The organism is Sedimentibacter sp. B4, from assembly GCF_000309315.1.
Taxonomy (GTDB): domain Bacteria; phylum Bacillota; class Clostridia; order Tissierellales; family Sedimentibacteraceae; genus Sedimentibacter; species Sedimentibacter saalensis.
The window spans coordinates 13,371-37,985 of sequence record NZ_CANG01000959.1; the positions used below are offsets into that span (position 1 = coordinate 13,371).

The following is a 24,615-nucleotide window of genomic DNA, read 5'->3' on the forward strand; positions in this document are numbered from 1 at the left end:
TTAATTATAACAATTTTTCATTTACCTTTAAATGTATACACTGTTCAAAAAATCCATGGTTAAGTTGTGCACAATGCACAAAATATAGAATGCTTTAATCAATTTAATGTGCAATTAATCTCAATATGAGGTATAATATGAGAAGAATACGTATTCATGAGGTGTGTTATGCGCTATATTGAAATGATAAAGCTTATACAGGAGCAATTCACTATAGAAAATTCAATTAACTTTTATAATGCAAAAATATCTGATGTAAAGCTCATAGAAAAAGACACACAGTGGGATGAAAAAATTCTGTACGTGGGAACATTAAAAAGATTAAAAATAAAACCCAAAACACCCATAATGCTCATAAGCTGCGACGAAAATCTCGTGCTGCCGGAAGGAAGCAGCATTTCTCACATCAGCAAAAATGATGTAACAGCTGTTTATAACTTTGCAAGAGATTTAATCTTTGAAGAACTTCGCTTTGAAGCAGCACTGTTTGAACTCACTCAGGCAGTCCTTGCCAAAAAAAACCTCACACATTTAATGAACATGGCAGCAGACTTACTGGGAAACGCCATTATACTGACTGATGGAGCAAAAAAAGTTCTGGCTCATGCAACAAAATATGAAATAATGGACCCTTTGTGGGCTGAAAATGTAGAGAGAGGTTTTCTTTCATACGAATTCATGCAAAAAGTAAGGATTAACAAGCAAATGAAGGAATGGGACAAACAAGGAAGAGACTCCCAGCTTATTGTTCTGCCCGGAGACAAACAGCCTAAGCTGGTTGCACGCATCATTTCAGAAGGACACATAACAGGTTCATTAATAATGATTGAACATCATACAAAAATAAAGACTCTTCATTACAAAGTTCTTCCTCTTGTTGGAGAAATATTGTTTGAATCCTTCAGCTACGACTCATCAAAGGGAATGTACAATTCTCTTCACAGCTCAATACTTTACAACATGCTTGATGAAAGAGAAATAAACAAATCTGAAATGCTGAACATGTCAAAGGTAAGTTTTCCAAAAACAATGCAGGTTATTGTTGCCCAGTTTTCATTCAACAACAAAAACCGTTACCTGAAATTTACTTTGCGAACTGACTTTGAGCGGTTGTTTCCGGATGGGTTTTCAGTGTTGTACAAAAGTTACATAGGTGTCCTGGTGCATGATGTTTCATACGAACAAAAAGAAAGGTTGAAAGTTCTGGCCTCAGAGGAAAATATAAATGTGGGTATTTCATGGAAATTTGAAGACATCAACCAGTTCAGCAGACATTTTTACCAGGCTGTCACCTGCATAAAGCAGTCCCGTTATTTCAACACTGGCATCCATGTTCACGACTACACTGATTTTTCCTGTTATGACATGCTGCTTAATTGTTCGGGAGAAACAATGCTTGAAAACTATTGTCACCCGGCATTAAAAATAATTTACAATTATGATATCGGACTTCACGAAACACTAAAAAAATACCTGGAGTGCAGTAAAAATGCAACTCTTGCTGCAGAACAGCTTTTCATACACAGAAACACACTTAATTACAGAATAAAAAAAATAGAGGAACTCACAGGGCTTGACCTAGACAATCACAATGTTGTACAGTGCCTGATGGATTCCTTCAGAATAGAAAGTTTAATTAATCTCAAAAAAGGAAAGTAATTATTTTTTCCTTACTTCCTTCAATGCCTTTATCCTCTTAATGTCATAAAAAAAGTTGCACATGAGCCCTGCTGTGGTTTTTTGTGCCATAACAAGTATGTTTGATGTTATTTTGAAAAACCTGAGATGTTCGTTTGTAATATCCGTGTACATGTTGTATGTTGCAACAGCATTTTTGCTGTTCAGCTCAACATAAGCAGTAATTGAATCAAGATATATGCCAGAATCATACACTTTGAACTTCTTATGAACATTGTGCATTTTTATAACCCAGTTTTCATACCTTCTGTGGCTGTTCAAAAGCTCTACATTTGCATGCTGGGGAATGGTCAAATCCTGTATCAAATGACATGCGGCTCCCAGATAAAACATGGATGTTTTTATATCACCAGAAAAATACTCCATAAGTGCCCTCTTGTAATATGCAATGCACTCTCTTTTAGCGTTGCTGCTGCCGTACATCCCTTTTTTTGTATTTGGATTGTAAAAATGATTGCTGCTTTTAAAATCCTGATCTGCCCAAACCGCACCATCATTTATATCTTCAATATAGCTGGACATGATGTTGTAGACCTCAGTATACCCGTCATTTTTCAAAATGAAAAGTGACTGGTTGTTAATGAACTTGTGCACTATGCACTCTGTCTTAATTATTTTCTTCTTGAAAGGATTCACTGCCCTGGTTAATTTTTTGTAAATATATGAATATGATCTTTCAATTGCACTCATTTAGTTACCTTCTATTTTGTATTTATGAATATTTTGTTCATGTTTTTATGTATTATCCATGATTTTTAATATGAAAAACATGTTGTAAAATTAAGTAATTGTTTGACTTAATTTTATTCATAAACTAAAATATGATTAAGGATGTTTTGAAAATTTAATCATGCTGGTGAGGAGGTCATAAAATGAAAAAATTAATTAAAAGAGCTTTGAATTCCGCTAAAGAATATTCCGTATGGGATTTCGGCATTTTGAAAGTGTCCCTAATTTGCTTGGGAATTCTCTTAGGAGCATACTTTTCAGATTTTTTTCTGTCAAAAATTGTGTTTGTATGGATATTGTACCTGGCCACATTTGCTTTGATTTTATATAAGACTTTCATTAAATATTAAGTTTTATTGCAGTGTCTGCAATACCCACCCGCAGAAAATCAGCAGACTCATACATCAAAGGCATTCTTCAACAAGAATGCCTCTTATTTTTATGTTTATTCATTATGAGCAGCAACAAATGGGTTTTTCTTTATTGCCAGCGCATATAAAAACGGATACTCGTCATGAAGGTAGCTCATATAATTAATCCATTCCACAACAATTGCTTTATATGCACGCAAAATATCATTGGAAAGATGGTCAATGTCATTTTTGTCTAGGCTATCAAAGTCTCCTCTTGTCTGAAGCTCATCTGCCACATGAAACACGGCCCACAGCATGTCTGTGAATGAATCGTGCTCCAGCAAATTAGGATTTGCCAACATGTTCAATGTATAATCCTTATACTTTCTGAGTATTGAATATAGTTCATTAAGTTTTGCAGGATCCGCATAAATATCAAATTTGAATTCCTTAACTGATTTTTTAAGTTTGTAATCATTTTTCTTGTTCAATTCGTTAGCTTTTATATGTCTGCAAAATTCATCATTGTTGCGGTTGAACTGAGAAATTGTTGAAATGACAGATATGCCTGCTTCTACAAAAAATGTGCTTATTATTACATTAATCTTTTTTATTTTCTTGCGGGTTTCCATTACATTTAAAAACCTGTTAATAATCAATGTCACCATCACAACCTGTATGGGCACAAAGGCCAGGTCCTGCAGCAAGTAAAATATAGTGTTTTCTGTTTGATGAAATATGAGATACTGAACATAATAAATTGCTGCAGACAGTATTGTAAGCAAGACAATCAATATGATGTTATTTTTATATCCTATATTAATCTCCTCCTTTTATATTTTTCAGTACCAATATTATTTAAGTTCCGGAACAATGTTTGGAGGAACCTCTCCAACAAGTGCCTTCACCATGTTTTCTGCTGCTAGCATGGCCATGTCACATCTTGTTTTTTCTGTTGCAGAGCCAACGTGTGGAAGCAATACTACGTTTGATAGCTCAAGAAGAGGATTATGTTTGTCTAATGGCTCCTGCTCATAGACGTCAAGCCCTGCTGCCAAAATACTGCCTTTTGTCAGTGCTTTTATGAGAGCTTTTTCATTAACTGTTGCTCCTCTTGAAGCATTTATAAAAATTGCATCTTTTTTCATGAGATTGAACTGTGGTTCATCAATCAAATGATATGTTTCATCATTTAAAGGAACCATTACAAGTATATAGTCGCTGTTTGCCAGCACATAATCAAATTCAGCGTATTTTACTCCAAGATTTTTTTCTGCATCGTATTTCCTGGTTCTGTTGTAGTACAAAACTTCCATATCAAAGCCGTACTTTGCTCTTTTGGCAACATCTTGGCCTATTCTTCCCATTCCTATAATGCCAAGTGTTGTGTGGTGGACGTCCTTGCCGAATACTGAGGGGTGATCTATTACATCCCAGTTTCCACCCTTCACGTACCTGTCAAGCTGTGGAACCTTCCTTGCTGCAGATAGGATCAATGCAAAAATCAAATCCGCCACTGTGTCGTTTAATACTCCTGGTGTATGAGTTCCTATGACGTTTCTCTTTTTCATAGCATCTGTGTCAAAATTGTTGTAGCCCACTGAAATATTGCTTACAACCTTGAGATTTGGAGCAGATTTTAGCAATTCATCGTCAATTTTAATGCCTGACTGAAGAAATCCTTCCTTGTCACATAGCTTTTCTAAAAGAAATTTTTCCTGATTTTCTTCAGGACAATAGTTTTCATAATCACAGTATTTTCCAATATATTCTTCAACATATGAAGGTATTTTTTTTGCTATTAATACTTTAGGCTTATTCATGTTGCCTCCTGTTAGTTATTTTTCATTGTAATTAACCAATTATAACATTTAATGCATCTGTTTACAACAAAAGTGATTGCTTCATTTTTCCAAAAAATAACATTGTTCCGCCATAATTTCGACACATTTTAAGTTTATACTTATTTTAAAAGGAGGTAATTATTATGATGTTTATCTGGATAATTATAGTGTTGTTAGTTTATCACATGTACAAAAATAATGAAACACTCAGCATAAATACAAGAAAACAGGACAGTTCCATGGAAGTATTGAAACAAAGATATGTTAAGGGTGAAATAAATGATGATGATTTTGAAAGAATGAAAAAAATCTTGCAGGAATAGAGGTGCGCTATGTTTTATAGAGGATTCAGAGGATTTGGAAGCTGCTTTGGATTAGGCAGCGGATTTTACGGCGGATGGTTCATGCCATTAATTATGGGTGTTATTTTGATAGTAACATTAGTTGCAGTTATATTCATAATGAAAAAATCAAGACATACATCAATGAAAAATACCTACAATGCTTCTATTGAAGAATTAAAAATTGAATTTGCAAAGGGTAAGCTGACAGAAGAGGAATATCTGAGGAAGAAAAAAATATTAAGCGATTAAAAGTTAAATTCCATGACAAAATTCAAAATGTAGATGGTTTGTACTCTAACACGGGAGGACACGAGATCCTCCCCTACGTGTTGTCCATTCAACAACAACAACAACAACAACAACTAAAATGTAAAGTTTTTCAATTTATGTTGTTATAGTTTTTTTATTTCTATTTGCGATTTGAACACTGTCATGTTGGTTTTTTCATTTATGCCTTCTATGTAAATGATGTTTTGTCCGGCATCTGACATGTCAGTGTACAATTCAATTGTTTCACCCGGCAATGCTTCATGGACATAATCAACCTCAATAGATTGAACTTGATAGTCCTTGTGTTCATCCAGACTGAAGCAATCCATTATGTAATCCACATACTTTGAGTTGTTCAGATGTTCGTTTATGTCAATATCACTGTATCTTACAGCTTTTTTGTATGATAATTTAAGCTGATTGTTTGATTGGATTTTTCCAAGTTCACAGTTTATTGCTTTTTCTCTTCCCAAATAAGGAAATTTCGCATCAAGCGTACTACTTCTTCTCAATCTCCTGTTTTCTACGTCAATGATGACCCATGATGTCAATGCACGTGCTATAATAATTCCTTCCACATCCCGTACGATGAAATTTCTTTCAAACTCAATTTTTCCTGGCTGTTCAGGCCATGTTTCTATAAATATTTCTTCTTTCATTTTGGGGTATCTTTCAACTTCAACTCTTGAGCGTATGAGCACCCATATAACTCCATGCTTTTGAATGCTGCTTCTTCCAACTCCCAAGATTTGTCCATGTTCTGTTGCCATTTCCTGAAAATAAGAAAATAATGCGCTTAATTTTACCCTCTGGCTGAAGTCTGAATCCCTTGACTGCACTGTTATACTTTTTTTGTAAACTGATTCCAATTTTCTGCTCCTGTTCTTTAAATAAATTTACAACTGAGATATATAAACATCATTGCTTTTCAACTGAATTACCGATTCTTGATTTTTCATTGATGCTGAAAAAAAACATGGCTGCACTGCATACAAGTGCTATGAAAAATGTCAGTGCCCACACATTTTTTATGGGGTTATGGAGAAGATATTTTCCCATAATTGTAGGGCCCATAGCCTGGCCTGTTCCTGAAATTATCCAGTACAATGAGTTGAACCTTGCCCTGTGGGATTTTGGAGAATTGTTGGCAATATATACACCCACATTTGTAACGTTCAATATTTCTCCTATTGTCCAGAGAACAGTGGACAATACCATCATTCCCAACGATGACACATAATAAAGCATTCCGAGTCCCACAGCCCAGAACACAGCGGACATAGCTACATTTGTTGAAGCCTCGAACATTTTAGTTTTGCCTATAATGAATATGGTCATCAATACAACAACCGCTCCATTTGTGCTCATGAGCATGCCAAAAACCCTGGCTCCGTCATTTGCTCCAAACAGCTCGTTGGCGTAAAGAGGAAGGGAGAAATGAACCTGTGAATAGGAAAATGATAAGAACATTGAAATTATTCCGAAAACCAATATTTGAGGTCTTCTAAAAAGAACCTGCAATGATGAACCTTCCTCTGCACGCTCTAAGTCTTCTGATTTGACTTCTTCCTCAATATCATACTCCGGTCTTGTTTCCGGAACATTAAGAAATATGACTATGACCGATACTATTGTAGTTACAGCATCCCCTATAAACAAAAGCGGAAGATAACTTTTGTATAAAAATCCTGCAATCAAAGGTCCTACTGCAAAGCCAATGTTTGTTCCAAGATAAAGAAGCGAAAATGCACCCTGTCTGTTGCTTTTCACTGACAAGTCAGCCGCCATTGCACTGCTTGCAGGCTGCGCTGCGCTGGAAAAAAACGAGGCCGCCAAAAGCAGGTAAGGAATTGTCATTGACATTTGAAGAAATCCACAAGCAAGATAGCTTAAAGCCTGAAAAAGAGTTAACAGGCACAATGTGTTTTTCCTGTTAAAACGGTCTGATAAATATCCCCCTATCATAGACGCAGGTACGAACACTGCAGTTGACATAGTGACAAATATACCGGCCTCAGCGGTTGAAAGGCCTATTTTATCAGTTAAGAGCAATGTTATAAGCGGACCCACAAACGCTCCCACAGAATTTATGATTCTTGACAAAAATATGAAATAAATTGACCTTGGTAAACCCCTGTAATCATTAAAATAATCCCTAAAATGTTGCAAAATTTTCATCCCCCCTGACTTTTACGATTCCAAATACAATTATGGTACTCTTTTGATTTAAAGTCAATATATGTCTTTCATCCATAAAATATATTTCAAAAAAATAAAAAATATATGTTTAAAGAAATATATTACGGGTATATATATACTACCACTAGCAGCCAAATAAAAGAAGATGTTTAAGAATTCCGATTCATAAGAAAAAGATATTAAACTGATTATTTGGAAGTAAGTGTTATTATATAGACATAAGAAAGGAAATTACATGACAAAAGACAAAAATAAACAGCACCCGTTTTCATATAGACAATGAAAATTACGGGTGCTGTTTATTTGAGATTCTTCCAGCAAGCTCTCAGAATGACAACGACAAATACACTTTGTCATCAACCTAAATTATATAATATTTTATAAAAAATCTTTTAATATATGTTTAAAGAAATAAATCTGTGGTATATATACAATACAACTAGTTTCTCAGATTAAACTGAAACAGTAAATATTACCTTGAAGAAATTGATTTTCAAATTTTAAACCGGCAACATAAAATTGCAGGATTTAAAATTACAATTGAATATGAAAATCTAAAAAATGAAGCACTTGGATGAGTGCTTAGAAGTTAAATCTCAAAAGTATTATAAAGAGATTTAGAATGGTAAGATAATAAAAGGTCAATTTATCAAGGATAAAAAATATTTGTTGAATCAGTGAAGATCATGAAGCAAAAGTTGGGTTAGTAGACCAGGAAAGGCGTGAGTCCACCATAAAAGAAACCGAAAACATAAAATAAGTAGCACTCAATTGTAGAAACATTAGATTGGGTGCTATTTATTATTATCTCACATAACTGTGTACCGACGGCAGAAGCGTGTTAACTCCTATGTAAGTAAAAATTACGCATATGAATCCCACAATGGCAAACAATGCAGCATTTTTTCCTTTCCATCCCTTCATGAGCCTAACATGTAGATATGCTGAATAAATAATCCATGTTATCAGTGACCATGTTTCTTTGGGATCCCATGCCCAGTACCTGCTCCATGCCCTTTCAGCCCATATGGCCCCGGTTATTATAACAAGTGTCAAAAATAAGTAACCGAATGTTATAACCCTGTATGTCAAGAAATCAAGCTTCTGAAGACTTGGTATCTGTTTTTCGTAAAAATCTCCCTTAAAATAACTTTTCAACATGTACATACAGGAAAGAGCAAATGAAACGCCAAAGGAACCGTAGCTTATTACTGCAGTAGAAACATGGATTGTAAGCCATGAACTTTGAAGGGCCGGCATCAGCGGTCTGATGTCCTTGCTCTGCATTGCAGCATAGCCCATGATTATGAACACCACAGGCAGAACAAATGCTCCAAGTGCCTTGAAGCTGTACCTTCTTTCTACAACTATGAAACACAGTGAAATTCCCCATGCAAAACTGACAGCAAATTCGTATTGATTTGTAAGAGGAACTCTTCCAGCCCCTACTCCCCTTGTAATAAATGATGCAGTGTGAAAAGCAAAGCCAATGAGAAGAAGCACGCTTGCCCATCGCCCAAGTACGTCCTTTTTCGAGACAAAGAATATAAAATACAGAATCATTGATATGACATAAGTTATTGTTGTTATAGTAAAAAAATATTTTCTATTGAAGAATATCTATTCAAGTCCATTTGATTGTTCCCCCCTTTTGAAATCATCATATTTAAGCAAAAGCTTTATCTTTATCATTTCGTTGTTTTTTTTGGAACATATGTAAAAAAGAGCTGTCTCCTTAGTTTTTACTGCATACAGAGTTACGGGAACAAGGTAAAATGTTACCATTATTCCAGCTATTAATATCAATGCACCTAAAAATGCAAATGGCGTAAACAGGTCCTTCCTTATGTTTATAAGAGTAAATTCCTGAGGTCTTTCAACTGTGAAACTGAACTCTCGGTAAATTATGCTGCTGTTGCAGGGAACAACATTCATGTCTGCCATGTATCCTTCATAAAAAACAGCATAAAGCATGTATGGATTGTTAAAATAAGGTGTTATAGTTTTGGGCCCTTCTCCCGTCATCTCCATGTCCGGATAAAAGTTCATAAACTGCACTGCAAACTTTTTGCCGTCACTTACATAGACTTCCGACTGGTAGAAAACATCATCATGAATTTTTTCCTCTCCTTCATATACCTTTAGGTTCACAGCATATCCCATGCTGTTTTGATAAAAACTGTAGTGGTTGTAACGAAGAGGTGAATTTACAGAAACATCTCCGCTTTTTAACACCTCTTGTTTGTTATTTATAATGTCTATGTTTGTAATGTACTGTTCTGCTGTAAAGTCATCTCTGAACTTTACATCAAATGAATTTATTTTCATGAACAAATCTGTGTTTTCAAGCTGACCCATTGTTCCCGGCACTCCGTATAGATTTGTCTCATATGCAAATCTGTTTCCAAGAGCAAAGAAAACTATAATCAGCAATATTCCAAGATGAAGCATCCAGGAGCCCATGTATCCAATGTTGTTTTTCCTTGAAGCATATATATTTTCATCGATTTCTTTAAGTTTTTTAAATCCCATATGGGCAGAAAGATTTTCTATAACACCTTCAGCCTCAACTTCAAACAAAAGATTTTTTTCTATAAGTGCACCTCTTCCATCAGGAACAGACTTCATATGCCTGACAACGCTTGGAAGTCTTGTTATTATGCACGTTGTTAGATTAATTATCAAGAGTGTTACAATAAATGCATACCACCATGAGTAATACACATTGTCAAGTTCAAGAAGCTGCAACAGATTATTAAATTTTGAGCCGTAATTTTGCGCATAAAACTGTACGCTTTCGTTTTGTGGTATCATTGTTCCTGCAACAGATGTAACCCCAAGCATTACCAGCAAAATTACTCCCAATTTCATTGACTTGATTATACTTAAAATTTTATTGATTTTTCTCAAGTTAATCTCCTTATATTAAAGGAGCTATAATAATAGCTCCAATGTTGATAACAAGGTAATTTTCGACGTTGTCATTCTGAGGGCGCAGCCTGAAGAATCTCCTGTTTTCAAAAAAGATAAGATCCTTCACTATCGTTCAGGATGACAGCGTCAGGGTTTATCAATAGCTCCCTTATATTTACTTCAACAGTTCTAATCCTTCCAGGGCCAGCTGGTTTGCTTCATCAAGAAGCTTGTGTGCAAGCTCCTGATTGTGGAACCCCTCGCCGTTTTCAACAAACACAAAATCCCATTTAAACTGTGCTTCCCTGTGAAGCTTTCTTACAGCATCAAGTTCTTCCTCTGACTTTGTTCCTTCCTTAACCACTTTACTAAGTTCTTCTATAAGCTTTGTGATATTGTCTGCAACAGCCAGAGTTTTATCATAAACAGGCTTTTGAATAGCTTCAACCTTGGCAGTCAGACTTTCCTTTGATTCACCAGCGTGACACTTTATGCATGTATCTTCCATGCTTGTGAGAAGAGGGCTGGTCCACTGATGAGATTTTACAGTTTCTCCGTTTTCTTCTGTTTCTTCCATGTGACAATCCACGCACGAAAGATTTCCGTGTATACCTGTCTGGTATGTTTCAAATTCCGGATGCTGCGCTTTCAAAAGAGGTGTACCTGTCTGGGGATGAACCCAGTCGGAATACCCACGTTCATCGTAATATGCAATCATGCTGTCGGCATCAAGTCCGTTGTTCCAAGGCAGCGTAATTGCTATGGTTTCAGGGTCCTGATAATATTCAACATGGCACTGTGCACAGACAAGCGTTGTATCCTTATACTCTCTGTCAACATTTTCCAGCTTGTCAGTCAAATGTGTGAGAGTGAGGTTTATTACACCCGGCTCCTCCATATGGCAGTCATAGCACGTTATGCTGTTTGTCATATACTTTGATGCTTCCTCAAAGTCCATTGAGTTGAATTCTACACCTTGGCTGTTAAGCTGTGCAACAAAATCAGGTGTCTTGCATGCAAAGCAGCTTGCTCCCTTTTTAGGCCTGTCAGTTTCGAGAACATCCTCTAATGTGTAGACGTGCCCTCTGGCTCTGTCATATTGTTTTGAAAATCCGTATCCCTCATAAAAGAGACTTAAAAACTGGTATTTTTCCAGATAAGAATAAGGTTCGCTTCCGCCGTATTTTGTTGCTGTCATTTCAGCATTTTTTTCGAAGGATGCGACAATTGACGGATATTTTTCTGCCCAAGCCTGTGGAGGTACTATACCTTCCGGCTCAGCAGGGTTATCCTTTGATGTGCATGCAGACAAGGACAACACTGCAACAGCAAATGCAACTACTAAAATTGTCCTACCAAATTTTTTCATATATTACCTCCATAATGCCTTGTTAGATTATGTAAGTAAAGAATTATTTATGCAAGTTAATATTAGCAAATTATAATAATATTGTCAATTTAAATAGAATTATGTGACGTTTATTAAAATACCTTTAATAACCTGTTATATTTAGTTGCATATAAAACAATTGCAAAATTGTGCTTAGATTTTTTTATTTGTGGTATATTAATCATATAAATATAAATTCTTTATATTATTAAATGATTAATTATCATAAAGGAGGAATTATGAATAAAATACTTGTTCCGGTTGATGGGTCCGCAGCTTCTGAAAAAGCTGCAATAAAGGCAGTCCATATTGCAAGAAAGTATGGAGGCGATATTGTGTTTTTAAGCGTGGCAGATGTGAGAGGAAAATTCGCCTACATGGGAGACGGTGTTGTTACCCTTCCTGTAAACCACGCTCAGATTTCAGCAATGCTTTTGGAAAACCAAACAAAGATGCTTGATGTATTTGAGGGAATTGTCAATACAGAAGGCGTCAAAGTTGAAAAAAAGGTTCTTGCAGGCGTTCCATATGAAGAAATAATAAAATATGCCGATGAAAATAAAACAGATTTGATCATAATGAGCAGAAGAGGTTATTCAAAAGTAAGAAGATTCTTTGTGGGCTCCATAACTCAAAGAGTCATAGCAGATGCCCCATGTCCTGTATTGGTAATTAACGAGGATGATCAGTAGCTATGTCTTAATGTTGCAATGCAGCATTATTAAAATAAAAAAGGGACTTTTACATTAGCATTCATGTCATCCTGAGCTAGCGAAGGATCTCATATTTTGAAGTTATGAGATTCTTCGGCTAAAGCCCTCAGAATGACGAGAATAAACACTAATGTAACAGCCCCTTTTACTTGACAAAGGGACGCATGACAAGGGGACGGGGTTCTTGTCATCCGGGGTTTGTCATCTCTTATTTTATTTTTCTCTCATATAATCTTCCGTCATATAACTTGATTTCAATAGGAAGTCTGCTGATGAAACATTCATTGCAACCGGTATGTCGTACAATACAGCAATTCTTAAGAGTGCTTTTACATCTGGATCATGGGGCTGAGAAGAAAGAGGATCCCAGAAGAAAATCATAAAATCTATCTTTCCGTCAACTATGGCAGCACCTATCTGCTGATCTCCTCCATAAGGGCCGCTCTCAAATGCTCTTACAGGCAGAGATGTTTCTTCTATAATCATACGTGCAGTTGTTCCCGTGCCGCAGAGAAAATGTGTTGAAAGAAAATCCTTGTTTTCCTTTATCCAGTTAATAAGCTGTACCTTCTTGTTGTCATGAGCTATAAGTGCTATGTGCTTTTGTTTTTTTATATCATTTAATTTCCTCATGTTTACTCCCTTATTGTTTTCATCACTGTCATTCTATATAATTATTATGTCTTAGTCAAGGATAAACATAAAAAGCATCCGATTATGCGGATGCTTTTTTGCGGGAGAATTACAATGTATTAAACAAACATAGGTACTACGAGCAGTCCTAAGACTGTTGCTATGCACCAGAACAGCCATATAAATGCCATGTAACCCCAAACGTCCTTCAGTTTCATTCCAACAACTGACAATGCTGGAATTACATATAAAGGCTGAAGCAGGTTTGTTGCTTCATCACCATATACGAAGGCATTGACAACATGAGGAACATTTGCATTAAGTCTCAAAGCTGCATCCATGATTATTGGTCCCTGAACAATCCATTGTCCACCCTGAGATGGTATGAACAGATTTACTACTGAGGCAGATAAGTAAGAAAATACAGGCAATGTATAAGCTGTTGCCAGCTGGCATAGACCGCCAACTATTATCTGTCCAAGACCTGAATCAGCCATCATTCCAGAAATTCCTCCATAGAATGGGAACTGAATCATAACGTCTGTTGCAAGACTTAAGTTATCTCTGTATGCATTTATGAATTTTGATGGTGTGTTGTAAAGCAAAAAGTTTGCAGTAAGGAATATGAATATTACAAAGTTAAGACTTAATGAACCAAGGAATCCATTTTTCATGAATGTGAAAACTATATTTACAAGTCCAGCTATACCTATCAGTGTCATTATTACTCTGCTTCCGTTCATCTTGTCAGCAAATGTATTTTTTGGTTCTTCAATTTCAACTTCATCGTCATCATCTGCGGCCTGATATTCCACGACTTCACTTTTTGGCGGCATTGTTTTTAATGTAAGGATTATTGTTCCTACTGCAAGTATAATCCAAACTATTACGTTCATTGGATTGTATGTAGTAACGCTTTGAGTGAGAACTCCTATTTTGTCCACCAGGAAGTGGTCCTTTCCTGCAAGCAAAGCGTATACTGATGCGCTTGGTCCAAGGCACTGGCCCAGACACATTGTTGAATATCCTGCTGCTATAAGCATTGGAAAATGCAGCCCTTTAACATTTTTGGTAAGCTGCATTGCCAATATTGGGGTAACTATTGTACAAAAAGCCCAGTTCAGAAAACTTGATGCGTATCCGAATGCCATCAGCAATATAACTGCTGCTGTTGGAGTGCTGACTAATTTTGCAAATTTTTTAAGTCCACTTTTAACTTGTCTCGATCTTGCTGTAACTGCACATGTTACAACCATAAATGACATCTGGAATGCAAATGCAATCTGTGACCAAATTCCGTTATACCATGAAGTAAGCATTCCCATTACGCCGTAATCAGTAAATATAACTCCTGCTGCAAATACCAGTATTGTTAATATAAGACAAAAAACCAACGGGTCAGGTATGATATTTTCTGCTGCAAAATTAAATTTCTTGCTGAATCTCCACAAAAACGATCCTCTATCTAATGTTTGAGAACTTTCTTTTGACATGTTTTTCTCCTTATCAAATATAATTTTTTGATGTTTTTAATTGAATTATCAATTTCTTATTAAAATCATTCTTTATGTCGCTGATTTTGTCAGCAGGATACTCGAAAAATCCTTCGCCGGATTTAAGGCCCAGTTTCCCTTCTGAAACCTTCTGCCTCAATATAGGATTTGCTTCTTTTCTGTTGTCCATAACAGACAAAAGATTGTCTCCCACTGTGCACCAGATATCAAGTCCGCCCATATCTGCAACTTCCAGCTGTCCTGTAGTAGCATACCTAAAAGCCGGTCCGAACTTCAGCGCCTTGTCAATGTCTTCAGGCAGGGCGACACCCATCTCAATAAGTGAGAACACTTCACGGGCAACGCCCTGCTGTATTCTGTTTGCCACGAGACCCGGAACATCTTTTAAAACTTTTACCGTTTGTTTGCCTACATTGTTGTACAGTTTTTCAACCTCTTTGAACGTTTCTTCCTTCATGTTTCCAAAGAATGAAAGCTCTGCAATCGGCATGAGATGAGCCGGATTGTACCAGTGGCAAACCATCATTTTTTCTTTTCTGTCTTCTGATACTGTCTTCATCATTTCATTTAAAGCAAGACTTGATGTATTGCTTGCAAAAATTGTTTCTTTTTTGCAGTATCCGTCAATTTCCTTGAAAAGGCTCTGTTTAAGCTCTATGATTTCCGGTGTTGCTTCTATGACATAATCAACATCTTCAACAGCTGACTTCAAATCATCATACAATGTAATATTGTCGAGGATTCCATTAACTTCAGATTTTTCAATGAGTCCGTTTTCAGCTGCAAAATCCAGTTCAGCTCTTATTATGTCTTTTACCGAATTTCTCATTTTTTCACTTGTTTCAAATAAATTGACAGGGTATCCGAACATGGCGAATGTTTCAGCAATGCCATGCCCCATGGTTCCTGCACCAAGTACAGCTATTTTTTTTATCATTTATATGCCTCTCTTTTTGCTCAATTATTGCTACCCTTTATTTTCCCTAAACTTATTATATTACTTCTTAAGTCCCAGTATTTCTCTTGCTTCGTCCGGTGTTGCAACTTCATTGCCTGATTCTCTGATGATGTTTGCTGCTCTTGTTACAAACTGAGCATTAGAATCTGCAAGCACTTTTGGAGCAAACAGAACGTTGTCTTCCATTCCTACACGAACATGTCCGCCCATTGCTATGGCAGCAAGCATTATGGGCACATGTCCTTTTCCTATGCCAAGAGCTGACCATGTTGATCCTTCAGGAATCAAATTTTTAAGATACACAAGGTTTTCAACTGTAGCAGCTGTTCCTCCTGCTGCTCCAAGCACAAACTGATAATGAAGCGGTGCTTTTAATACTCCTTGCTTAAGGTAGTAAAGTGAATTGTAGATCATGCCTGCATCAAAAATTTCTATTTCAGGTTTTACGCCGTTTTCCTGCATTGTCATTCCAAGTTCCTCCAGGAACTTAGGATGGTTTATGAACAGGCTGTTGTTCATCCAGTTCATAGAACCGCAGTCATAAGAAGCAAGTTCAGGCTTTATTGCCTTTAAATGAGCTTGTCTTGTTTCATCAGTTGCGTTTAAGTCCCCTGATGTTGTGAGATTTAATACTATGTCGCATTTTTCTCTTATGAGTTTCACTGTTTCCTGGAATTTTTCCTTACTCATTGTTCCTTTGCCTGCATCATCTCTCATGTGAAGATGTGCAACAGCAGCCCCTGCTTTGTAGCATTCATAAACATCTTCGGCAATTTCTTTTGGTGTCATTGGCAAGTTAGGGTTGTTTTCCTTTGTTGGCCAGGCTCCTGTTGGAGCAACCGTAATAATAGTCTTCATTAATTCCTCCTTGATTTGTTTGACTATATATAAAGCAAGAGTCGTGCCAACATTTTAACATTCTTATTAATCATTGAAATTACAACAATTAAGAACATTACTTCACACAGTCTTTTTATATCGCAAACTTATAACTAAAGTTATAATATAATTTAAATTATTTTCATAAAATTCAAATATCTAAAATTCACGCTGCCTTTGCAACGTTTTCCATTAAAATAAAACTATAACAAAAGTTATATCATCAATAACTTTTGTTATAGCCTCCTCTGACAAACTTATTCTTTTAATAATTTCATTAATTATTTAATTAACATTTATGTTCAATACTTTGCACTTTTTCCACAGAGCCGGCTGACTAAGGCCAAGAAATGCTGCAGCCTTGTTTACAGATCCGCATTCCTTGATCACATCTTCTATTATTTCTCGTTCCAGACTGCGGACTGCTTCCTTAAGATTTGTTTTTCCGTCTTTGTTTTTAGTTATATATTGCTTGACATCATTTTTCTCGATATCCAGCAGCGATGCCAGACTGTCAGACCTGATTAAACCGTCCTTGTTTATGACAACCAGTCTCTCAATTAAATTTTCCAATTCTCTTATGTTTCCAGGCCATTTGTACATTTCCAGAAGCTTCATGGCATCTTCTTCAAGTTCAGTGGATTTGTTGTATTTTTTGTTGTACTTGCTTAAAAATTCATTGGAAAGGCTTTGTATTTCCTCTTTTCTTTCTCTAAGAGGCTTAAGTTTTATGGGAACTACATTAAGTCTGTAGAACAAATCTTCCCTGAACTTTCCTGCTTTTATTTCTTCATGTAAATCCCTGTTTGTTGAAGCAATCACCCTTATATCAAGCTTGATTGGGCTGTTGCCACCGATTCTTACAATTTCTCTGCCCTGAAGAACTCTCAAAAGCTTTGACTGTAGCTTCATGCTCATTTCGCCTATTTCATCAAGAAGTATGGTTCCTTCGTTTGCCAGTTCAAACATTCCCATTTTACCTGTTTTTCTGGCACCGGTAAATGCTCCTCCCTCATATCCAAAAAGCTCTGACTCCAGAAGTTCTCCAGGTATGGCTGCACAATTTACTTTTATAAGGGGCTTGTTTTTTCTCAAGCTCCTTGAATAAATTTCATCCACTATTACTTCCTTGCCGGTGCCTGATTCTCCAGTTATGAGTACGGTAACATCTGTAGGGGCTATCATGTTCACCATATCCATGACCGCCTTCATGCTTTCGCCTTCATGAACTATTTTTATTTTAGAAGTTTGCTGCTTTCTTAAGAATTCTATTTCCTGATTTGCTCTTTGCTTGTCATTTTGAAGCTCTGCATTTTTAAGCTCCAGTTCCTTGAGGTCGCTTATGTCTCTGTTGTTTATTACAACAAGCTTGACTTCCCCATGTTCATCAAATATTGGAGAGCCTGTAACAAGAAGATCCTTGCCGTTAACAAGGCTTTTACCAAGAGAGTTGACCATTTCTTTTCTCTTTATTACCTCCATTGTTACAGCACCCTTGTACAATTTGCCTTCACGGGAAATGTCAAGCACATTTCTCCCTATAACCTCATCCTTCGTTATTCCCGTAAATCGGGAATAGGCATCATTGACAAAAATTGTCCTTCCTGTTCCGTCTGATATGTAAATTCCATCATATAAATGGTCGCTTATTTCTATGAAGTCTAAATAGTTGTCCATGAAATCATCATATGTTTCTTCAACTTTATCAAATTTCTGTCGCAATGCATCCATTGTTTCGCTTTTTATATTCAATTTTTCGATTATTTCATAAATTTCATCAATTTCCTGCTTTATTAATTTCACATTAACTTCTTTTCCCATATGTCCCCTTCAGCTTACGGAAAATCCCGGTATTTGTAATTTGTCATAAACCTGTAAACGGTCCCATGCACATAAGTTTAATGGAAATTTCAAAATATGTCAATATTTCAAAACATATGCTCTTTATTAATAATCACAAAAAAAACAATCCTGATACTTCAGGATTGCTTATATTTATATTGTATCATAAGCTGCTTCATCAGCAGCATGCCCTTCTGGTGTTTCCTTCTTTGATTCCCACTTGTTTCCCCTGTAGCGGGCCAAGAAGAACGCACTTCTTACCACCCAGTCAAGAATCATGGCAACCCATACCCCAAACATTCCCATGTTCATAAACTTGGCTAAAAATATTCCAAATCCTATTCTTGTTGTCCACATGGAACCAACTCCCACAACCATAGTGTAACGGGCATCACTTGCGGCTCTTAGAGTATTAGGCAGCGTAAATGACAAAGCCCAAATGAGACACGCATTCACACTGTGAAAAACAATTACCTGTTTTGCCATGGCAGCTGTTTCTTCAGATAAGTTAAACAGTTTCAATATGGCTGGTGTTGCCAGTATAATGCTTAAATTTAATACAATTAATGAAATATAAGCATAGGTCAATAACTTTTTAGTGTAATACCTTACTTGCTCATAATCTCCTGCTCCCACGCACTGGCTGACAACAGTTATAAGTCCAAGACCGATTGCTGCTCCGGGAAGTATTCCAAAACTTGACACGGAGTTCCCAACGGCATTTGCTGTGATTGAAGCTGTTCCAAATCCCGCAACAACACTCAAAAGCAATATTTTTCCAAGCTGGAACATGCTGTTTTCAACACCGTTTGGAATACCAATATGGAGTATGTCATGAACCATTTTCTTATCATATTTATATTTGAATTTCCTGCTTACATGAATAACCAATTCTTCGTTTCTAAGAAGAGCTACAATCAATATTGCAGCCACAGCTCTTGAAACAAGAGTTGGTATGGCAACGCCTTCAACTTCCCTGTGGAATCCGTAAATCATGACTGCATTTCCTATGACGTTAATTGCATTCATAATAATAGATGTTACCATTGTAATTTTAGAATTTCCCATTGCTCTGAACAATGCAGCGCCGCTGTTGTAGAGAGCTATAAATGGAATACTTGCAAAAACAATGAGCATGTATGTGTTGGCATAAGAGGCAACATCAGGAGCAATGGAACCAAAAACAACATTAAGAATGAAATTTCTTCCTGCATACATGACTGTCATTATAATGAGTGAAATGAATGTTACAAATACGAGCAGCTGTTCTCCTGCCTCACAGGATTTATCGCTGTTTTTCTGTCCAAGATATTGTCCGGCAACTACAGCACCTCCTGTGGCTAAAGCTGCAAAGATATTGATAAGAAGAATGTTTACTGAATCTACCAGTGACACGGCAGACACTGCGCTTTCACCTACGCTTGCAACCATGATTGAGTCGGCCATTCCCACGGCAACAGCCAAAAACTGTTCAATTATAAGCGGAAACAATAGCTGCATTAAATTTCTGTTTGTAAAAATATATTCTTTTTTTAATAAGTCCTTCATAATTATCCTTTCAATATAACATTATTATATGCATACCGTTATAGTCTGTAACTGTCATACGTCGGAAGCAATTTAATGTCTATGTATTTAAAGGCATAAAAAAATCCACCCAAAACTTAACGTTCAGAACGGATTACGGCAATGCAACCTTACGCTGAATCCATATCCATAAGAGATTTACTCTTCAATAACAAATTTATTATATTAGAATTTCCAGCATAAGTCAATTGCAGGTCAATGTTTTCATAAAAATATATTTAGTGACAAGGGGACGGGGTTGTTGTCACCTTTTGCCAACACCCCGTTTCCATGTCATTCAAATCATTTTTCAATTAAGCATTCTTTTTTTCTTCTTTTGCGATAAATTCTCTTTCTATAATTTCAGTAATCTGATCTTTTGTCTGAATGCTTGGTGTTGCAGCAACAACTTCGCCATTTTTGTAATATACAGTGAATGGAAGTCCTCTGAAATTCTTACATTCCGGAAGGCTTCTGATTATTTTTGATTCAGGGTTATCAAATTCCATGTCATAAAAAGCCACATCAGGATAATCTCCTTCAATTCTTTCCATAGCCCCATAAACAGGAATGCACATTGGTCCCATTCTTCCGCAGCATACCATTACATTTTCATTTTCTTTTATAGTTTTCTCCAGTTCACTGGCAGTTTGCAAATGTTTCAAATTTGTATTAAGCATAATAGTCTCCTTATATAATGGCTGATCATGTCAGCTGAATTCTTATGTGCTTATTATATCAGTTCAAATAAATATAACAGTAACAAAGTCACTAATATGTTCTTAAACACAAACAAAAATGCGCTGGTATCTCAGCGCATTTCAATTAATCAATATTTATTTTGTTTGACATATTTTGTTTAGCCTCTTTAGGTACTGTAACGGTCAAGACACCATCATTGAGGGCTGCTTTTACACCCTCTGGCTTTGTGTCCGACAAATATACGCTTCTGCTCATTGAGCTTGAACGTCTTTCTCTGTGGATGTAATTTTTCTTTTCCTCTTCGACCTTTTCTTCTTTTTTAACAGTAATTGTAAGCCTTCCCTGGTTTAATTCCAGGTTTATTTCCTCTTTTTTAACACCTGGAAGTTCTACTTCAACGAGATATTCATTTTCCTTTTCCTGAACATCAAGCTTAAATGTATCTTTTTCGAGATTTCTTCCAAATGGGAAGCCTTCACTGAAAAAGTCATCCACCATATTGCTGAAATCTCCAAAGTTTGTATTCAGCAAATCTCTTCTTTTGTTGAATGGTACTAATCCTGACATATTTAACATCTCCTTTTTAAAAAAATTATAATCAGCCAAGATTTTTCGTGCAAAAAAACTGAACAAATATTCAGCTTTTCTATAATATTATATACCCCAAAATACAAATTTTAATCAAAAAACCATTAAATTTTTCAATAATAAGAAACCCCGGCCACGTAGCATGTGCTCCGCAACCGGGGGTATCAAGTGATATTATTTTGCTAAAGCTGCGCTTTCGCCTGCAATTCTTCCGAATACAGCTATGTCAGCCAATGCATTTCCGCCAAGTCTGTTAGTTCCGTGGATTCCTCCAGTAACTTCTCCTGCAGCGTAAAGTCCTTTTATGATGTTGCCGTCTTTATCTAAAACCTGTGCAGATGGTGTGATTTCAACTCCGCCCATTGTATGGTGAACTGTTGGTACACGAGCGCCTGCATAGAATGGAGCTGTATCAATTTTATCAGCAAACAATGTTCTTCCGAATTCATCAGATACTGTTCCGTCTACTGCTTTGTTGAATGTATCAACTGCGTTTACCAGGTTTGCTGGGTCAACACCGATTTGTGCTGCAAGTTCTTCAAGAGTGTTTCCCTTAAATGCTCTTCCAGCTGCAACTAAATCGTCAATTGTTTCGTTGAAGTTGTTCTTAGTGTCTCCAGTTGGGTATGAATGCTGGTCAACTATAACCCACATATAAGCATCAGTTTGTTCCATAAGACCCTGAGTCATAACGTCTCTTCTTGCTCCTTCGTCAACAAATCTGTTTCCCTCTTTGTTAACAAATATACGGTTTTGAACTCCTTGCTCAATGTTTCCGCTAAGACTTCCTGTTACAGGATCTCCCATTGGAAGAAGCTGAATATATTCCATTCCAACCAATGATGCTCCAATTTCCTCTGCCATTACAGTACCGTCTCCAGTAGCTCCTGATTGGTTAGTAGTCTTAACATCTTTCAGTGAAGGCCACAATGTATTGTACTCTTCACGCATATCTACGTTAGCACCGAAACCGCCTGCTGCAAGAATTACACCTTTGTTTGCATGAAGTGTAACTTTTGCTCCGCCGAATTCTGCATTAACGCCAGTAACAGCGCCATTATCAACTATGAAGCTTTTTGCAGTTGTATCAACCATAACTTCGATGTCGTTTTTGTTAGCTTCAATGTAATTCATGTATGTTTCAATATATCCTGTTCCAAGCGGTTTTACAGGTTTATGTGATCTGTTCCAAAGTGCTCCAAGAACTGTAAACACAGAATCCTTGAATTCCATTCCCAGACTTTCTAGCCACTCTATAGCTGGAAGTGTGTTGTCAGTAAATGTGCTTATAAGTTCAGGCTTACCCTGTTTATCTCCGCCGTTGTATGTCTGAAGTTTGTGGAGTGTAGGTGAGTCAAACAATGTTGTTTTTCCTGAAGAAAGATATGCTTCATATTCTGTCTTCAATGTTGCCTGCCACTCTTTTACTATTGGATCAGTTTGCTCTGCAGCAATGATTCCTTCAACAGTCTTCTTTTCAAGATCAGTCATTTCCAAAGTTGCCTGTCTGTCAGGGTCAGCTGAATTGAATGCTGAACCGGAAATAATTGTATTTCCTCCAACCTGAGGCATCTTTTCAATAATTATTACAGAAGCACCGTTCTGGTGAGCTGTTACTGCTGCTGCAAGACCTGCTCCGCCGGCACCTACTATTATAACATCAGCTGTTTTTTCAACATCTTCTGCAGCTTTAGCGCCTTCAACTTCTTTATTTTTCAAAGCTTCAATATCAGCACCTGCTTTTTCCAATGCAGCTGTAATTGCTGCCAGGATACCAGTGCTTGAATATGTTGCACCAGATACCATTGGCACGTTAAGTGAGTCAGTTTCTTTTACTCCAAGAACAATTTTTTCAACTGCTTTGTCCCCAAGACCTGCAGTTTCAGAATGTTCTACAGTAATATCAGTTATGTCTGTTTCAGTAACAGTAACTTTAGCTATAATTTTTCCATGGAAGCCATCAGCTTCTCCTTCATAAGTTCCAGGTTTGAATATTGCTTCAACCTTTGGCTCTTCTGGTGTTTGTGTCTTCGCACATCCAACGATGCTAAATACCATAGCAACAACCAGGATGATGCTTAATACTCTCTTCATTTTTTTCATGAATACTCCTCCAATTGTTTTCAGTGAACACGTTCTGTGAACGAATTCATTATAAAACATAGTTTGATAATTATCAAGCATTATTTTTCTAAATTGCTTTTTTTCTTCGTATAGTATTTACAACTATAAAAAAAATATGCGGACAAATTGTTCTCCGCATATTTTTTCTACTATTAGTCTATATATTCATAAAATACATAATTTCCTTGACTATTGTTTTGTTTTTATGTCCTTTTCGTACCATTTTAGTATTTCCATGGCTGTTGCGTCACTGTCTGTGCTTGTTTTAAATTTGGCAGCATAGTTAATTTTGTCAGACTTAAAATTGTACATTGGGTCGTAGTATTTTTCCATGAGTTCCCTTGCAACAATATCAAAATTTCCCATAGAAATTTCATTCTTCAATGTTTCCAGTCTGTCTTTGGAAATATATTTATTTAGCATGTCCATGGCTCTTATTGATTCTGAAATCCAGTCATCACTTATGGTATAATCTTTTTTCAGGTTTTCTATCCTGTCTTGTATATCAGCTTCAATGAAAATCTGAATTCCATTTCTCATTTTATCAGAAATGAATTTTGGTATTGATACGCTTCCTATTTTTTGGCTCTCAGCTTCAACAAACACGAAATTATCATCGGCTTTAATCAATTGGTCATAAATCTTTGTTTCAAATTTTTTTTGAGAATTGCATTTGCCTATACCAATGCTTCCAAGCATGGAACCCCTGTGATTTGCAGCACCCTCCAGGTCCAAAACTGAACATCCGAGATTTCTTAGACTTTGCAGTATATTTGTTTTACCGACACCAGTATTTCCATTAAGCATAATATAATTGACATTGTCGTTGAGTTTTGGAAGTGCCTCAATAACTTCGCTGCGATAACTTTTATATCCGCCTTCTAACTGGAAAACGGGTATGCCAATTGAACTGAACACAGATGCAAAGTAAGTGCTTCTGTATCCTCCCCTTGCACAAAATGCTGCCAGCTGCCCGTGCTTATATTTTAAGTCTATTACCTGTTCAAACATTTCAGGCATTTTTGGAGAAATGAGATTTACTCCAAGCCTTTTGGCCTCTGTCTTACCAACCTGGACATAAGTGGTACCTATAAGCTTTCGTTCCTCGTCACTCATCAGGGGTATATTTATGGCACCTGTTATTGTATCATCCTCATATTCCGAAGGACTCCTTACATCTATGAAAAAAAATTTCTCTTTTGCTTCAGTGTATTTCAATGTATTCAAGTATGTATTCCTTTCATTTCTACTTTCCGAAAAAAAATTCTCTTGATAGTTTAATTTGCGTTTTTAATTATAACATATTTTTATATATTATCAACTACAAATAAAAAAGACAGAGGAAACGTCCTCTGT

General features: G+C 36.4%; 23 protein-coding genes. 5 read left to right on the forward strand and 18 right to left on the reverse strand.

Annotation, left to right across the window (positions count from 1 at the left end):
* Nucleotides 1–168: 168 nt before the first annotated feature.
* The gene (locus BN358_RS19855) at nucleotides 169–1,659 is read left to right on the forward strand and encodes a CdaR family transcriptional regulator (RefSeq protein ID WP_019230287.1); all 1,491 of its coding nucleotides are present in this window, start codon (nucleotides 169–171) and stop codon (nucleotides 1,657–1,659) included.
* On the opposite strand, the gene BN358_RS19860 is transcribed toward BN358_RS19855, so the two are convergent.
* On the reverse strand, nucleotides 1,660–2,388 hold the full coding sequence (locus BN358_RS19860) for a zinc dependent phospholipase C family protein (RefSeq protein WP_019230288.1): 729 nt from the start codon (nucleotides 2,386–2,388) through the stop codon (nucleotides 1,660–1,662). It lies immediately after the preceding gene.
* 182 nt (nucleotides 2,389–2,570) lie between these two features.
* Between BN358_RS19860 and BN358_RS19865 the strand changes: the two genes are divergently transcribed.
* Nucleotides 2,571–2,777: a hypothetical protein gene (locus tag BN358_RS19865; protein WP_019230289.1), complete on the forward strand. Its 207-nt coding sequence runs from the start codon at nucleotides 2,571–2,573 to the stop codon at nucleotides 2,775–2,777.
* A 95-nt stretch (nucleotides 2,778–2,872) separates the two neighbouring features.
* On the opposite strand, the gene BN358_RS19870 is transcribed toward BN358_RS19865, so the two are convergent.
* Nucleotides 2,873–3,565 carry a hypothetical protein gene (locus BN358_RS19870; RefSeq protein ID WP_157593572.1) on the reverse strand — a complete coding sequence of 231 codons (693 nt, stop codon included), beginning with the start codon at nucleotides 3,563–3,565 and terminating at the stop codon, nucleotides 2,873–2,875.
* A gap of 69 nt (nucleotides 3,566–3,634) precedes the next feature.
* Nucleotides 3,635–4,603 carry a D-glycerate dehydrogenase gene (locus BN358_RS19875; protein ID WP_019230291.1) on the reverse strand — a complete coding sequence of 323 codons (969 nt, stop codon included), beginning with the start codon at nucleotides 4,601–4,603 and terminating at the stop codon, nucleotides 3,635–3,637.
* A 164-nt stretch (nucleotides 4,604–4,767) separates the two neighbouring features.
* Between BN358_RS19875 and BN358_RS19880 the strand changes: the two genes are divergently transcribed.
* Both BN358_RS19880 and BN358_RS19885 read left to right on the forward strand, forming a co-directional pair.
* Nucleotides 4,768–4,947: an SHOCT domain-containing protein gene (locus BN358_RS19880; RefSeq protein ID WP_019230292.1), complete on the forward strand. Its 180-nt coding sequence runs from the start codon at nucleotides 4,768–4,770 to the stop codon at nucleotides 4,945–4,947.
* 9 nt (nucleotides 4,948–4,956) lie between these two features.
* The gene (locus tag BN358_RS19885) at nucleotides 4,957–5,217 is read left to right on the forward strand and encodes a hypothetical protein (RefSeq protein WP_019230293.1); all 261 of its coding nucleotides are present in this window, start codon (nucleotides 4,957–4,959) and stop codon (nucleotides 5,215–5,217) included.
* Between the two features lie 143 nt (nucleotides 5,218–5,360).
* On the opposite strand, the gene BN358_RS19890 is transcribed toward BN358_RS19885, so the two are convergent.
* The 5 genes from BN358_RS19890 to BN358_RS19910 all read right to left on the reverse strand — a co-directional run bounded on the left by BN358_RS19890 (nucleotide 5,361) and on the right by BN358_RS19910 (nucleotide 11,719).
* Nucleotides 5,361–6,107, reverse strand: coding sequence for an acyl-[acyl-carrier-protein] thioesterase (locus BN358_RS19890; protein WP_019230294.1), 747 nt, complete (start codon nucleotides 6,105–6,107; stop codon nucleotides 5,361–5,363).
* A 49-nt stretch (nucleotides 6,108–6,156) separates the two neighbouring features.
* Complete coding sequence (locus BN358_RS19895; RefSeq protein WP_019230295.1) at nucleotides 6,157–7,416, reverse strand: MFS transporter; 1,260 nt, start codon at nucleotides 7,414–7,416, stop codon at nucleotides 6,157–6,159.
* Nucleotides 7,417–8,241: 825 nt separating this feature from the next.
* Nucleotides 8,242–9,000 carry a c-type cytochrome biogenesis protein CcsB gene (gene ccsB, locus BN358_RS19900; RefSeq protein WP_051011049.1) on the reverse strand — a complete coding sequence of 253 codons (759 nt, stop codon included), beginning with the start codon at nucleotides 8,998–9,000 and terminating at the stop codon, nucleotides 8,242–8,244.
* A gap of 57 nt (nucleotides 9,001–9,057) precedes the next feature.
* Entirely contained in the window at nucleotides 9,058–10,347 is a 1,290-nt protein-coding gene (locus BN358_RS19905; RefSeq protein WP_019230297.1) for a cytochrome c biogenesis protein ResB, read from the reverse strand.
* Between the two features lie 178 nt (nucleotides 10,348–10,525).
* Entirely contained in the window at nucleotides 10,526–11,719 is a 1,194-nt protein-coding gene (locus tag BN358_RS19910; RefSeq protein WP_019230298.1) for an ammonia-forming cytochrome c nitrite reductase subunit c552, read from the reverse strand.
* A gap of 260 nt (nucleotides 11,720–11,979) precedes the next feature.
* Here BN358_RS19910 and BN358_RS19915 point away from each other — a divergent pair, with 260 nt between their 5' ends.
* A complete protein-coding gene (locus tag BN358_RS19915; protein ID WP_019230299.1) occupies nucleotides 11,980–12,432 on the forward strand; it encodes a universal stress protein in 453 nt (150 codons plus the stop codon).
* Nucleotides 12,433–12,666: 234 nt separating this feature from the next.
* Here BN358_RS19915 and BN358_RS19920 read toward each other — a convergent pair whose 3' ends face one another.
* From BN358_RS19920 to mnmH, 10 genes are all read right to left on the reverse strand, one after another.
* Entirely contained in the window at nucleotides 12,667–13,086 is a 420-nt protein-coding gene (locus BN358_RS19920) for a methylglyoxal synthase (protein ID WP_019230300.1), read from the reverse strand.
* Nucleotides 13,087–13,205: 119 nt separating this feature from the next.
* Entirely contained in the window at nucleotides 13,206–14,579 is a 1,374-nt protein-coding gene (locus BN358_RS19925; protein WP_019230301.1) for a short-chain fatty acid transporter, read from the reverse strand.
* A 13-nt stretch (nucleotides 14,580–14,592) separates the two neighbouring features.
* Nucleotides 14,593–15,537 (reverse strand): 3-hydroxyacyl-CoA dehydrogenase family protein, encoded by a 945-nt coding sequence (locus BN358_RS19930; protein ID WP_019230302.1) that lies wholly within the window; start codon nucleotides 15,535–15,537, stop codon nucleotides 14,593–14,595.
* 60 nt (nucleotides 15,538–15,597) lie between these two features.
* The gene (locus BN358_RS19935) at nucleotides 15,598–16,416 is read right to left on the reverse strand and encodes a 3-keto-5-aminohexanoate cleavage protein (RefSeq protein WP_019230303.1); all 819 of its coding nucleotides are present in this window, start codon (nucleotides 16,414–16,416) and stop codon (nucleotides 15,598–15,600) included.
* A gap of 306 nt (nucleotides 16,417–16,722) precedes the next feature.
* Entirely contained in the window at nucleotides 16,723–18,258 is a 1,536-nt protein-coding gene (locus BN358_RS19940; protein WP_019230304.1) for a sigma-54-dependent Fis family transcriptional regulator, read from the reverse strand.
* Between the two features lie 174 nt (nucleotides 18,259–18,432).
* On the reverse strand, nucleotides 18,433–19,827 hold the full coding sequence (locus BN358_RS19945) for an MATE family efflux transporter (RefSeq protein ID WP_019230305.1): 1,395 nt from the start codon (nucleotides 19,825–19,827) through the stop codon (nucleotides 18,433–18,435).
* A gap of 332 nt (nucleotides 19,828–20,159) precedes the next feature.
* Entirely contained in the window at nucleotides 20,160–20,525 is a 366-nt protein-coding gene (locus BN358_RS19950) for a thioredoxin family protein (protein WP_019230306.1), read from the reverse strand.
* Between the two features lie 145 nt (nucleotides 20,526–20,670).
* Nucleotides 20,671–21,114 (reverse strand): Hsp20 family protein, encoded by a 444-nt coding sequence (locus tag BN358_RS19955; RefSeq protein WP_019230307.1) that lies wholly within the window; start codon nucleotides 21,112–21,114, stop codon nucleotides 20,671–20,673.
* Nucleotides 21,115–21,309: 195 nt separating this feature from the next.
* Complete coding sequence (locus BN358_RS19960) at nucleotides 21,310–23,229, reverse strand: flavocytochrome c (protein WP_040584053.1); 1,920 nt, start codon at nucleotides 23,227–23,229, stop codon at nucleotides 21,310–21,312.
* A 219-nt stretch (nucleotides 23,230–23,448) separates the two neighbouring features.
* Entirely contained in the window at nucleotides 23,449–24,486 is a 1,038-nt protein-coding gene (gene mnmH / locus BN358_RS19965) for a tRNA 2-selenouridine(34) synthase MnmH (RefSeq protein WP_019230309.1), read from the reverse strand.
* Between the last annotated feature and the right edge of the window lie 129 nt (nucleotides 24,487–24,615).